This window comes from Polaromonas sp. A23, assembly GCF_002001015.1.
GTDB lineage: Bacteria > Pseudomonadota > Gammaproteobacteria > Burkholderiales > Burkholderiaceae_C > Polaromonas.
Genome location: NZ_MUNO01000027.1, coordinates 15,774 through 28,878, shown reverse-complemented (window position 1 = coordinate 28,878; position 13,105 = coordinate 15,774). Strand labels below are relative to the sequence as shown.

10 protein-coding genes are annotated in these 13,105 nt (G+C 61.1%); 6 read left to right on the top strand and 4 right to left on the bottom strand.

Annotated features, from left to right (window positions below):
* Positions 1–158 precede the first annotated feature (158 nt).
* Positions 159–362, top strand: coding sequence for a hypothetical protein (locus tag B0B52_RS15590; protein WP_139351970.1), 204 nt, complete (start codon positions 159–161; stop codon positions 360–362).
* Positions 363–440: 78 nt separating this feature from the next.
* Entirely contained in the window at positions 441–830 is a 390-nt protein-coding gene (locus tag B0B52_RS15585; RefSeq protein ID WP_077594581.1) for a response regulator, read from the top strand.
* 25 nt (positions 831–855) lie between these two features.
* On the opposite strand, the gene B0B52_RS15580 is transcribed toward B0B52_RS15585, so the two are convergent.
* Positions 856–1,185, bottom strand: a complete 330-nt coding sequence (locus B0B52_RS15580) for a cupin domain-containing protein (protein ID WP_077594580.1) — start codon at positions 1,183–1,185, stop codon at positions 856–858.
* A 195-nt stretch (positions 1,186–1,380) separates the two neighbouring features.
* Here B0B52_RS15580 and B0B52_RS15575 point away from each other — a divergent pair, with 195 nt between their 5' ends.
* Both B0B52_RS15575 and B0B52_RS15570 read left to right on the top strand, forming a co-directional pair.
* Entirely contained in the window at positions 1,381–4,158 is a 2,778-nt protein-coding gene (locus tag B0B52_RS15575; RefSeq protein WP_168173561.1) for a 7TM diverse intracellular signaling domain-containing protein, read from the top strand.
* Positions 4,155–5,747 carry an alkaline phosphatase gene (locus B0B52_RS15570; RefSeq protein ID WP_077594578.1) on the top strand — a complete coding sequence of 531 codons (1,593 nt, stop codon included), beginning with the start codon at positions 4,155–4,157 and terminating at the stop codon, positions 5,745–5,747. The genes B0B52_RS15575 and B0B52_RS15570 overlap by 4 nt, the downstream gene beginning before the upstream one ends.
* Positions 5,748–5,813: 66 nt before the next feature.
* Here B0B52_RS15570 and serB read toward each other — a convergent pair whose 3' ends face one another.
* Entirely contained in the window at positions 5,814–6,524 is a 711-nt protein-coding gene (gene serB / locus B0B52_RS15565) for a phosphoserine phosphatase SerB (protein WP_077594577.1), read from the bottom strand.
* A complete protein-coding gene (gene mfd, locus B0B52_RS15560; protein ID WP_077594576.1) occupies positions 6,521–9,991 on the bottom strand; it encodes a transcription-repair coupling factor in 3,471 nt (1,156 codons plus the stop codon). The genes serB and mfd overlap by 4 nt, the downstream gene beginning before the upstream one ends.
* A gap of 127 nt (positions 9,992–10,118) precedes the next feature.
* Here mfd and ispD point away from each other — a divergent pair, with 127 nt between their 5' ends.
* Positions 10,119–10,934 carry a 2-C-methyl-D-erythritol 4-phosphate cytidylyltransferase gene (gene ispD, locus B0B52_RS15555; RefSeq protein ID WP_077594575.1) on the top strand — a complete coding sequence of 272 codons (816 nt, stop codon included), beginning with the start codon at positions 10,119–10,121 and terminating at the stop codon, positions 10,932–10,934.
* A complete protein-coding gene (gene ispF / locus B0B52_RS15550) occupies positions 10,909–11,433 on the top strand; it encodes a 2-C-methyl-D-erythritol 2,4-cyclodiphosphate synthase (protein WP_077594574.1) in 525 nt (174 codons plus the stop codon). Before ispD ends, ispF begins: the two co-directional genes overlap by 26 nt.
* A 221-nt stretch (positions 11,434–11,654) precedes the next feature.
* Here the strand turns inward: ispF and B0B52_RS15545 are convergent, their stop codons facing one another.
* Complete coding sequence (locus B0B52_RS15545; protein WP_077594573.1) at positions 11,655–13,046, bottom strand: ATP-binding protein; 1,392 nt, start codon at positions 13,044–13,046, stop codon at positions 11,655–11,657.
* Positions 13,047–13,105 lie beyond the last annotated feature (59 nt).

Sequence of the window (13,105 nt, the reverse complement as noted above, 5' to 3'; positions counted from 1 at the left end):
GCCGACACACTGCGGTTGCAGGTAGGTTGTTTCCCACAGCTGGTGATTGCCTTGACCTATATCGTCATTCTTCCGAACTTTTCACAATGAATCTCAGAGAAGGTGGACAGACCGCCTTTGTGAATGAGCTTTTGTGAATGAGCAATAGGGAGATCAACATGCAGGCACAGGTCTTGACTTCGCACGCGCGGCCTACGGTCGCATTGGCTGACTATGATTTTCTCAGGGCGACCTACGACATGTTGTTGCGTGCACCCGCGCCCGATCAGCGTGCCATTAATGCAGCGTTTGCCGCACTCGATGCTGCCCATGAACGTTTGAAGGCGGCCCATCTGCAACAGCAGGTTGGTCTTTTGAACTAGGTAAGTGAGAAACACCTGAATGTCTTGAGCTTTTCGATTACCGCGTCCGCGACGACTCCATCCTGACAGGAAATCGCTTTGGCACTGATGACCTATCTCGTCGAGGACAACCCGACCATTCTTGATAACCTGATCGAAACGCTGGAAGAAATTGCGTTGGTCACGGTGGTGGGCCACGCTGCGACGGAGAAAGAAGCGACGCGCTGGCTATCCCTGCACGATGGGCAATGGCAACTGGCTGTGGTGGACATGTTTTTGCGCGAAGGCACCGGCCTTGGTGTGCTGGCTGGCTGTCGCGAGCGGGAGCCCTGCCAGAAAGTGGTGGCCCTGACCAACTTCGCGACACCAGAGATACGCAGCCGCTGCCTGGTGCTCGGCGCAGACGCGGTGTTTGACAAGTCCAACGAACTCGACGAGTTCTTCGCGTACTGCATCGCCGAAACTGACCAGCTGGCCAGGAAGAACTGAACCCGGGCCGGACCGGCAGGGTCGTTCAGGCATGCAAAAGAATGGTTACCAGCAGGGACGCATCGGTGCGGGCCTCGAGCCCATGCGGCTCGCGCGGGGGCAAGGCCGTCAATTGACCGACGCGCAATAAAACTTCACGTCCAGGCGTGGTGACCACAGCTTCTCCTTCCAGGCACTGAATGGTGATTTCTCCGGGCACGTGGTGTTCGGGGACGGTCTGACCTGCTGCCAATACCAGACGCATCAGTTGCAAGTTGCCGGTTTTGAGAAGACTGTGGGTTTTGACTTCATGCAGCTTTCCGGCGAGGGGATGCACGTTGATGACGTCGAGCGGTTGCGCGTGGACCAGGGCCATGATGTTTCTCCGTGAGGTGTCTGCTCCCACAGTAGCCACACTGCACCTGCTTGTCCAGAGGCGGAACACCCGAAGCCGTGCGGTGCGGAACGGCGTGGATAATGAGCCCAAAAACAGGGGCCTTGTGCCACGCTCATGCCGAACCTCCCGCGCTTCTGGTACGCCGTCTCTCCGATCAGGGGGGTACTTCGGTTCTTGCCATTTTTGGTCCTGTTTCTGCTGGTTTTGTTACCGGTTTCACAGGCCCACGCCCAAAGCGGAAAACTGGCGATTGATGCGGAGGGCAGCTATACCTTGTCGCGCGCCTTCACGGTGCTGGAAGACAGCACCGGGCAACTGACACTGGATGACGTGCTGAAACCGGGTCAGCAAGAACGCTTCAAACCGGTGTCCCAAAGTGGTTCAGCCACCAATTTCGGGCTGACGCTCTCGGCTTTCTGGTTGCGAATCAACCTGGAAACCCAGATTGATTCCCCGGCGCAATGGTTGTTTGAAGTCGCCTATCCAGCTCTTGACCAACTGGAACTTTTCACCCCCAGGCCGCACGGCGGGTATGACCGGCAGATCGGTGGCGATCTGCAAGCTTTCGAAACCCGGAAAATTCCCCACCGGAACCACGTCTTGCCGGTGACGCTGCAGCCCGGCGCGGAAAACGTGCTTTACCTTCGTGTGCAGTCGCAGGGCACCTTGTCCGCGCCGGCGCGGCTATGGCAGCCGTCGGCCCTCTGGCAGCACGACCAGGCCGAGTACGCCATGCTCAGCCTGTACTTCGGATTGTTGATTGGCTTGCTGCTGTACAACCTGCTGCTTTATTTTTCAGTGCGCGACAGAGCCTATGTGATTTATGCCGGTTTTGCGGGCGGAATGGCGCTTTCGCAGGCGGCACTCACGGGACTGGGCGGGCAGTTTCTCTGGCCCGGTCTGACATGGTGGAACAGTGTTTCCCCGCCGGTGGGCATGGCGGTGACGGCGACCTTTGGCATCCTGTTCGCGCGCAAATTCCTGGACAGCGCTACACGCATGCCCTGGATGAACCGCGTCATGCTGGCGCTTACAGGCGGATGGCTGCTCGCGCTGCTGGCCGCGCTGTTGCTGCCGTACACGGTGTCTTCGTGGATGGTGACTGTACTGGCGGTGGTGAGCGTGACCGTGGTGGTACTCGCTGCGGTGCTGAGCGTTCTAAAGAAATGCCCTGGCGCGCGCTACTTTCTGACGGCCTGGGCTGTGCTTTTGCTTGGCGTGGCCACGCTTGTCTTGCACAACACCGGGGTACTGCCTTCGAATCTGCTGACTTCAAACTCCCTGCTCATCGGCTCGGCGCTGGAGATGGTGCTGCTGTCGTTTGCATTGGCGGACCGCATCAACATGGAACGGGCAGAAAAGGAGCAGGCCCAGGCGGCCAGTCAAGCTGACCAGGCCATGGTGGAGGCTCTGAGCCAGTCACAAGAGCGTTACCGTACGGTGCTGCAGGAGCGGGAAACCATTCTTGCCAACTCCATCGTCGGCATTGCGTTTCTTACTCCGGAAGGGCGTTTCCGTTGGGCCAACCAGGCCATGCTTGAAATTTTCGGGGCTGGCGATGAGCCCTTGAATTCGATGGAGCCGTTTTACCTGTCGCGCGAGCAGTACCTGCGCGTCGGCGGGGACGTCGCGGCCTGCATCCGCGACGGCAAGACCTACGAGACCGAAATACAGGTCCGGCAATACAACGGCACCCTGATCTGGATTTCGCTGTCCGGCAAGTCGGTCAGTCCGCGCGACCTGACCCAGGGCACGGTCTGGGTGATGATGGACATCACCCGGCGCAAGGAGCTGGAGGCGGAGTTGGTCCGGACATCCTCCGAACGCGAGGCCATCCTGAACAGTGCACTCGTCGGCATCGTGCTGTCAGTGGCGCGCAGGCATGAATGGGTTAACGAAAAGTTTGCCGAGATGATGGGTTACCCGCGTACCGAATTGATCGGGCGGTCGTCCATGCACTTGCACGCCAACGTAGCTGCCTGGGAGGATTTCGGGCGGCAGGCGCGTGACGAGTTGCAACGCCACGGCACCTATGCCTGCGAGCGCGAATTGCGGCGGCGCAATGGCGAGCTGTTCTGGGTACAAATGGGCGGAAGTTGCCTGCAACCGAACGACCCCGATGCCGGGGTGATCTGGACATTTCTGGACATCACCGAGCGGAAAAAATCTGAAGAAGACACACGCGAGGCTCTGGAGCAGCAGAAGGAACTGAACGAGCTGCGCAGCCGCTTTGTGGCCATGACCAGCCATGAGTTCCGTACGCCGCTGGCCACCATCCTGTCGTCCGGGGAAATTCTCAAACACTATGGGGAGCGCTTGTCGGCACCGGAAAAGGCTGATGTCCTGGACAGCATCGCCGCCAGCGTGCAACGCATGATGCGCATGCTGGACAGGGTGCTGTTGATCGGCAAGGCCGAGGCGCAGATGCTGGAGTTTGATCCGCGTCCAACGGATTTGCGCCGGCTTTGCCTGGACCTGCTCGAAGAAGCGCAGGTGCAGCAACCCGAAAGCGCTTGCGAACTGCGGCTGGACTATGCCGGGGGTGATGAACCCGGCCTGTACGACGAAAAATTGTTGCGGCACATTTTGGGCAACCTTTTGTCCAATGCCGTCAAGTATTCGCCGCAGGGTGGTGAAGTGCTGTTCAAGGTGGTCAAGGAGCCGCAGGCCATGGTGCTGGAGGTGTCCGATAACGGCATCGGCATACCCGAAGACGAAATTGCCCATCTGTATGAGTCTTTTCACCGTGCCAGCAATGTGGGGGCCATCCAGGGCACGGGTCTGGGCCTGGCCATCGCCAGGAATGCCGTGAATGTTCATGGCGGAACCATCGACGTGCGTAGCCGGGTGGGGGCTGCTGCGTCAGGGACGTGTTTCACGGTACGCCTGCCACTTGCGGCGGGGGTGTCATCCTCCGGGCCAAGCCCGTTTCGAACGGAGGTCGAACCATGAGCAGTTCCTTTTCTGTCGGTCGTCGTGAACTGTTGCAGTGGGCGGCCGTCGCAGGCGCTGGCATGTACCTTCCCGGCATCGCCAGCGGCCAGCCGCGCCTGGCCGGCGACCCTTTCACGTTGGGCGTTGCCAGTGGTTCGCCAACACACGATTCAGTGGTGCTGTGGACGCGCCTGATGCTTGAAAAGGATCAAAGCCCGCGCCTGTCGGCGCAACCTCTGGAAGTGCGGTGGGAAGTGGCGCATGACGAGAAGTTTTCCCGCATCGTCCAGAGCGGCTCGGCCCCCGCGCTGGCGGAGCTGGGACATTCGGTGCACGTGGAGGTGCAGGGCCTGCCATCCGATCGCTGGTATTTTTACCGGTTCCTGCTGGGCCCGGCCGTGAGTGGCACCGGCCGCACGCGAACTCTGCCCGCAGCCGACGCGGTGGTCTCGCGGCTCCGGCTGGCGTATGCCTCTTGCCAGCGCTGGGAGCACGGCCACTTCAGCGCCTGGCGCCACATGCGCGAAGAAAACCTCGATCTGGTGATGTTTCTGGGCGACTACATCTATGAATACCCGAATACCGGCCATGCCGTTCGCGTCCCGACAGGGGGCTGGGTGACTACGCTGGACGACTACCGCCAGCGTTACGCCCTGTACAAGTCGGATGCCAATCTTCAGGCTATGCACGCAACCTGTCCCTGGCTGGTGACTTGGGACGACCATGAAGTGCAAAACGATTACGCAGGCGGAACAGAAGGCCTTAGCGGTGTTCCTGTATCGGACTTTGCTGCCAGGCGCGCTGCGGCGTACCAGGCTTTTTATGAACACATGCCGGTTCGCGCTTCGGTGTTGACTGGAGCACTGGCCGGACTGGCCAGTGGGGCGGAGATGCGCATTTATGACCGCTTGCAGTACGGGCGACTGGCTTCGCTGTACATGTTGGACGCGCGTCAGTACAAGGATGTGCAGGTCTGTACACGCGACGGCAAAAACGGCTCCAGCACCGTGAATCCGTCGATCTGCCCCGCATGGGGCGATCCGGCCCGGAGCATGCTGGGGCGCAAGCAGGAGCGCTGGCTTGAAGCCGAACTGGGCAAGGCCGCCAGTAAGGACAGCCACTGGAATGTGCTCGGACAGCCATCACTGTTCGGGCAGCGCGATTTTCGAGCCGGTGCGGCCCAGGTTTTCTGGAACGATGGCTGGGACGGTTATTCGGCGGCGCGTACCCGCTTGACCGATGCTTTGCAAAAACACCGCGTCGCCAACCCTGTGCTGCTCGGTGGTGACGTGCATGAGAACTGGGTCGGTCACGTCAAGTCCGACTATGCGCAGGCCGCCAGCCCTGCCATAGGCGTGGAGTTTTGCGGCACCAGCATTACCTCACGCTCGGGGGGAAACGAAAAAATTGCGCAGGTGCTTGCCGAGAATCCGCATTTTGTATTTGCGGACTCGGAGCGGAAGGGCTACGGGGTGGTGGAGTTCACGCCCAAGCGCCTGATGACCACGCTGCGCGTTGTGAGCGACGTCACGCGCGAGGACAGCGGCATTGAAACGCTGGCTCAGTTTTCAGTGCGGGCCGGCAGGCCGTTGGTTGAAAAAGCCTGAGGTCTTTTCTGGAGGCAGCAGGTAACTTCATCAAGCCTCAAGTGCTGATGGTGTGCAACACTGCACTTAACGGATGACATCCAGAAGCCGGTCCAGCCCGCCTTCATTGATGGCCACCATGGCCTGCTCACGCACCTTGGGCTTGGCGTGATAGGCCACCGACAGGCCGGCCACACCCATCATGGGCAGGTCGTTGGCGCCGTCACCCATGGCAATCGCCTGAAGGGGGTTGATGTCCAGCATGGCGCAGGTCTGAAGCAGCATGCGGCGTTTTTCGTCACCGTCACAGATGTCGCCCCAGGGTTGGTCCACCATGCGCCCGGTCAACAGGCCGTCCCTGACCTCCAGCACGTTCGATCGGGTGTAGTCGATGCCCAGTTCGTCACGCACACGGTCTGTGAAAAAAGTAAAACCACCGCTGACCAGCAAGACTTTCATGCCGGCAGCCTTGCAGGCGTGAACCAGCTCTGCGGCACCCGGATTGAGTTTGAGACGCTGGTGATAGACCTCGTCCATGCTGTCTACGCTCACACCCTTAAGCAAAGCTACCCGGCGACGCAGGCTTTCCTTGTAGTCGGTGATTTCGCCGCGCATGGCCGCTTCGGTAATGGCTGACACTTCGGCTTTGCGACCGGCGGCATCGGCGATTTCGTCGACGCATTCGATGTTGATCAGCGTCGAGTCCATGTCGAAGGCAATCAGCTTGAAGTCGCTGAGCTTGAGGTCTGGCGTGGCAACATTGACGACGAGGCCAGGGAGGTTTTCAGAAGGGGTCATGCAGGCGTGGCTTCCGTGGTGGTTTTGGGTTGTCCAAGGGATTTCAATACATCGCGAACCATATGTGCCCGGTCTTTGGGTTCCTTGAGTTCACGTTCAATGCGCAGCTTATCGTTGCCGGCCAGCTTGATGTGCTTGTTCTTCTGGATCAAATGCATGATGGCCATCGAATCGATGGGCGGGTCCTTCTTGAAAGTGATATTGATCAGGGTGGGGGCCGCGTCGACCTTGACCACGCCGTAAGGCCTGGCGATCACGCGCAGTCGATGCACGTCGATCAACGTCTGTGCCTGCGCTGGCATTTTTCCGAAGCGGTCGACGATTTCCTCAAGCAGGCTGTCGATCTGGTCGGTGGTTTTGGCGGTGGCAAGTTTCTTGTAAAACGACAGGCGCAGATGCACATCACCGCAGTAATCGCTGGGCAGCAGTGCCGGCGCATGCAGGTTGATCTCGGTGCTGACGTTGAGCGGGGCCAGCAGGTCAGGTTCCCGGCCAGCCTTCAGTGATGCAACGGCTTCGTTGAGCATCTCGTTATAGAGCTGAAAACCGATCTCCATCATGTTGCCGCTCTGGTTTTCGCCGAGCACTTCGCCGGTACCGCGAATCTCCAGGTCGTGCATGGCCAGATAGAAGCCCGAGCCGAGTTCTTCCATCTGCTGGATCGCTTCAAGCCGCTGGCTGGCCTGTTTGGTCAGGCCTTCAATGTCGGGCACCATCAAATAGGCATAGGCCTGGTGGTGGCTTCGGCCTACACGCCCGCGCAATTGGTGGAGCTGCGCCAGGCCGAACTTGTCGGCGCGGCTCATGACGATGGTGTTGGCGCTGGGCACGTCGATGCCGGTTTCGATGATGGTGGAGCAGAGCAGCAGGTTGTAGCGCTGCGCAATGAAGTCCTTCATGACTTTCTCGAGTTCACGTTCGGGCATCTGCCCGTGCGCTACCGCAATGCGCGCTTCCGGCAGCAAGGCTTCGAGCTTCTCGCGGCGGTTCTGGATGGTCTCGACCTCGTTATGCAGGAAGTAGACCTGGCCGCCGCGTTTGAGCTCTCGCAGCACCGCCTCGCGTATCACCCCATTGCTTTCGCTGCGAACAAAGGTCTTGATGGCCAGGCGCCGCTGCGGCGCAGTGGCGATGACGCTCAGGTCGCGCAGGCCTTCGAGAGCCATGCCCAGGGTGCGCGGAATGGGCGTGGCGGTCAGGGTCAACACATCGACCTCTGCGCGCATGGCTTTCATGGCCTCCTTGTGGCGCACGCCGAAGCGGTGTTCCTCGTCGATGATCAAGAGGCCCAGGCGCTGGAATTTCACATCCTGGCTCAGCAGCTTGTGCGTGCCGACCACGATGTCGATACTGCCGTCGGCGATGCCCTTGATGGCGGCAGTGATTTCCTTGCCCGAGCGGAAGCGGCTCATCTCGGCGACCTTGACCGGCCATTTGGCGAAACGGTCCACCAGCGTCTGGTAGTGCTGCTCGGCCAGTAGTGTGGTGGGCGCCAGGAATGCGACCTGTTTGCCGCCGGTAATCGCGATGAATGCGGCGCGCAAGGCAACCTCGGTCTTGCCGAAACCGACATCGCCGCAGACCAGCCGGTCCATGGGGCGCGGGCTGATCATGTCCTGTATCACGGCGTGGATCGCGGCGCGCTGGTCGGCGGTTTCCTCAAAGCCGAAGTCGTTGGCAAAGGTCTCGTAGTCGTCGGGCGAATAACGGAAAGCGTGGCCTTCGCGCGCGGCGCGGCGGGCATAGATGTTCAGAAGTTCAGCGGCGGAATCGCGCACCTGTTCGGCCGCCTTGCGCTTGGCCTTTTCCCACTGGCCGCTGCCCAGACGGTGCAACGGCGCTTCGTCGGCACTGACACCGGTGTAGCGGCTGATCTGCTGCAACTGGCTGACCGGCACATACAGCGTGGCGTCGTCGGCGTACTGAAGGTGCAGGAACTCCGTCGTGCCCTGGCCCAGGTCCATGTTGACCAGGCCTTTGTAGCGGCCGATGCCGTGCGCACTGTGCACGACCGGGTCGCCGACATTGAGTTCGGACAGGTCCTTGATCAGCGCCTCAACATCGCTGACCTGTTCCTGCTTTTTGTTGCGGCGTCGCGTGGTGACACCGGCCGCAAACAGTTCGGTTTCAGTGATGAAATCAATGTCGCCGGCCAGCCAGCTGAAGCCGGTGTTCAGCGCCGCTGTGGCAATACCCAGTTTTTCATCACTGGTCTGGAAGTCTTCCAGCGAGTCAAAAGCTGGCGGGCTCACGCTGCTGGCACGCAGGAAGTCGAGCAGGCTTTCGCGCCGCCCGTCGCTTTCAGCCAGCAGCAGCACACGGTGCGGCGTGTTGCGGATGTGGGTTTTCAGGCGCGCGAGCGGGTCTTCGGCGCCGCGCACCACAGACATCTCGCCGAGTTTCTGGAAGTGCGCGTTGTCGGCCACGTCTTCAATCGCTGGGCGGATGGCCAGTTGTGCGTAGTCGTTGGCACGCGCGTAAAACTGCTCGGTCCCCAGAAACAGCGCCTCGGGAGGCAGGGCCGGACGGTCCGGCGCGTCTTTCACCAGCCGGTAGCGGTCTTTCGTGTCCTGCCAGAAGCGCTGGAAAGCCGGTTCCAGGTCGCCGTGCAGAACCACGGTGGCTTCGCTGCCCAGATAGTCGAACACCGTAGCGGTTTCTTCAAAAAACAGCGGTAGGTAGTACTCGATGCCCGCAGTGGCCACGCCGTTGCCAATGTCCTTGTAGATGCGGCTTTTGGTGGGGTCGCCGTCCAGCAGTTCGCGCCAGCGGTTCCTGAAGCGGGCCCGGGCATCGTCGTCCATGGGGAACTCGCGGCCCGGCAGCAGGCGGGCTTCAGGGACCGGGTACAGGCTGCGCTGGCTGTCGGGGTCGAAGGTACGAATGCTGTCGATCTCGTCGTCGAACAGGTCCACGCGGTAGGGAACCGCCGAACCCATGGGAAACAGGTCAATCAGGCCGCCGCGCACGGCGTACTCGCCCGGGCTTACCACCTGAGAGACGTTGGTGTAGCCGGCCAGCGTGAGCTGGCTCTTCAGCTTGGCTTCATCCAGCTTTTGTTTGACCTTGAAGTGAAAGGTGTAGCCGGCCAGAAAAGAGGGAGGCGCTAGGCGGTACAGCGCCGTGGTGGCCGGCACGATGACGACATCGGCTCCGGTTTCCTTGTCGCGCTGGCTGATGCGCCAGAGGGTGGCCAACCGCTCGCTGATCAGGTCCTGGTGCGGCGAAAACGTGTCATAGGGCAGGGTCTCCCAATCGGGAAACAGGGCGCAGCGCAGGTCGGGTGCAAAAAAGGCAAGTTCGTCGAGCAGGCGCTGGGCCGTGCTGGCATCCGAGGTGATGATGGCGGTGAGTCTGCCATTTGCCTTTTCTTTCAGGCCCAGCTGCGCCAGCAACAGGGCGTCGGCAGACCCCGCGGGTTGCGGCAAGGTGTAGCGTTTGCCGGGAAGCAGTTTGGGTAAATCCATGGGGCAGTCGGAAAAGGTAACAGAATCGGGCAACAGAATTGGCGAACAAAAGGGAAACACCCCAAACCGGTTGGAATGGGGTGTTCGAAGCTTTTGCAGTCCCGATTTTAGAATCTATGATCAGCTCATGACGACGCCGCCGCCAAAATCCCTGATTCCCAGCCTTTTCGCACTGATTCCATGTGCGGGCCAGGGTACGCGCGCAGTGGCCGGTAGCGCGCCGGAGAAGGGCAGGACGCTCCCCAAGCAGTACCAGCCGATTGCTGGATTGCCGATGGTGCGGCACACGCTTCAGGCTTTTGCAGGGGTCGATCGCATTGACTCCTGTGTGGTGGTGGTGGCCCCGGAAGATTCCTTTTTTGGCGATCAGCCCGCAGACGGATTTGAAGTGGTGCCTTGCGGCGGCCCCACGCGCGCGGCCAGCGTGCTCAATGGTTTGAATCACCTCGCTGCCAGCGGCGCTGCACCCGACGATTGGGTGCTGGTGCACGATGCAGCGCGTTGCCTGGTCACGCCGGAGCTGATTGACCGCCTGATTGATGCCTGCCATTGCGACCCGGTTGGAGGCCTTCTGGCTCAGCCGGTCCCTGACACGCTCAAGCAGAGCCAGGATGAACGCGTGCTTGCCACGGTGGACCGTTCGGACAAGTGGCTGGCGCAGACGCCGCAAATGTTCCGCCTGGCTGCACTGACCCAGGCGCTGGAGATGGCCCGGACCTTGGGCGAGCCCGTGACCGATGAAGCCAGCGCCATGGAAGCGGCTGGCCTGGCGCCGCAGCTGGTTCGCGGCAGTGCGCATAATTTCAAGGTCACCTATCCGGAAGATTTTGAACTGGCCGAAGCGCTGATCAAGGCTCGCAGCCCCAAGCGGACCCGCAAAGCCGCAGCTCCGAAAGCTGCGCAGAAAGTTTTATCTGATGACACGAGCCGCGAATCCGCCTGACCCCTCACGTGGGGAGAACGTGGGGGCACCCTTCCGCATCGGCGAGGGCTGGGACACCCACGCGCTGGTGCCGGGCCGGCCGCTCATCATTGGCGGTATTACTGTGCCGCACAGTACCGGCCTGCTCGGGCATTCGGATGCCGATGTGCTGATTCACGCGATCATTGACGCCTTGCTGGGCGCCGCCGGGCTGGGCGACATCGGCGGGCTTTTTCCCGATACCGATGTACGTTTTCGCGGAGCCGACTCGGTCGTACTTCTGCGCGAGACCGGCCGCCTTCTGGCTGAGCACCAGCTGAGCATCGGCAACATCGACAGCACCGTGATTGCCCAGGCCCCCAAACTCGCCAGCTACATTCCCGCCATGCGCGAGCGCATTGCGCAAACCCTGGGCCTGGATGCCAGTCGCGTCAATGTCAAGGCCAAGACAGCCGAGAAGCTGGGGCCGGTAGGGCAAGGCCTGAGCATGGAAGCACGCGCTATTGCGCTATTGTTTTAGTAGCTGCTCACGCCCGCGGAATAAGGGTTGAGAGGCGATTTCATGCATAAGGTACTCAGCGGCCCTTTGACGACTTCCTTCGAAAGGCTCAGGACGAACGGGTAGAGCGGAGGCTCTTAAGGCAAGCCGGGGCCGCGGATCCGGCTTTGCCGGTCCGCAGGCGCAGCGCCCCCTCGGGGGGCAGAGAGCTACACGCAGTGAGCGAACGTGGGGGCCAACAGTCAACCCCTCCTTAGCTTGATATGCGCAGCCAGCCCGCCCGAACTGGTATTGGCCAGTGCAAACACCCCACCCATGCGATGCAGGGTTCTCTCGACAATGGCCAGGCCCAAACCGGCCCCGGTGGCCGCAGTGCGGGCCGCATCGCCGCGGAAAAAAGGCTTGGTCAGGTTGTTCAGCGCCTGCGGAGCGACGCCCGTGCCGTGGTCGCGCACCTTGATCAGCACCCACTGGTCGCGTTCCTTGGCCGCAATGTCGACCATGGCCATGCCGGTTTCCGGCGTTTTGCCGTAGCGCCGCGCATTTTCAAGCAGATTGGCAATCACGCGGGACAGCTCCACCTCGTCGGCCAGCACGGTGATCTGGCCCGGCAGCGTGACATTGACACGCATGTCTGTGTATTCGGCCACCGAATAAACGGCTGCACTGATGATGGCATTGAGCGATACCGACGCCAGCTGCGGCGGATCAGGGCGGGCGTAGTCCAGGAATTTGTCGATGATGGCGTCGAGCTGCGTGATGTCGGCGGCCATGTGGGCCCGGGCCTCTGCATCGGAAACGCTCATTTCTGTTTCCAGCCGCAGCCGCGCCAGAGGTGTGCGCAGGTCATGCGAAATGCCGGCCAGCATGATGACGCGGTCTTCCTCGATTTTTGAAAGTTGTTCGGCCATCCGGTTGAAGCCAATATTGACTTCGCGGATTTCGCTGGTGGCCACCTGTTCGTCGAGCAGGCTGGCGTCAAAATCGCCGTCGCGCATGCGGCTGGCCGCAAATGAAAGTTGCTTGAGCGGGCGGTTGATCAGCCTGGCAATGAGCGCTGCGCCCAGCAGCGAGAGAATCGCCGCTGTGATCAGCCAGATCAACCAGGTTCCGCCCTGCAACGGCCCAAGGCGGGACGGGTCAGTGAGCAGCCAATAAGAGTCGCCGTCGATCTTGAAGCCTACCCACAGGCCCGGCGTTCCGTTGACGGACTTGGCCACCACCGTGCCTTCGCCCATGCGCGCCGTGAGTTCTTCGCCGATACGCTCGCTCAGCGGATCGTTGACAAAATGCTCATATTTGTCGCGCGGTTCCCGAGGCGAGATGCGCACGCCTTCCTCCTCGGCCAGGGTCTTGATCAGCCAGACACGGGTGATGGCATCCGAATACTTCAGCGCGGCCCTGCTCAAATTAACCAGCGAGGCCAGCTGCTTGGCGCTTTGTACGGCGCGTGGCTCAAATTCCAGAGCACGGAAGGTCTGCAACCAGGCGACGATGCAACCAATCAGAAGCAGCGACAGGAACAGGAAGGTGCGCCAGAACAGGCTCAGGCCGACCCGCGGGCGCATTTCCAGCGGCGCTGGCGCAGTTTCAAGCGCTGCGGGGGCGGTTTCCAGGTGAGCAGTGCCTTGCATGCGGGGCCTTGGGAGACAGGAGAGGGTGGGGCGGCCCGTTCAGCCAGGGCAGGACTGGG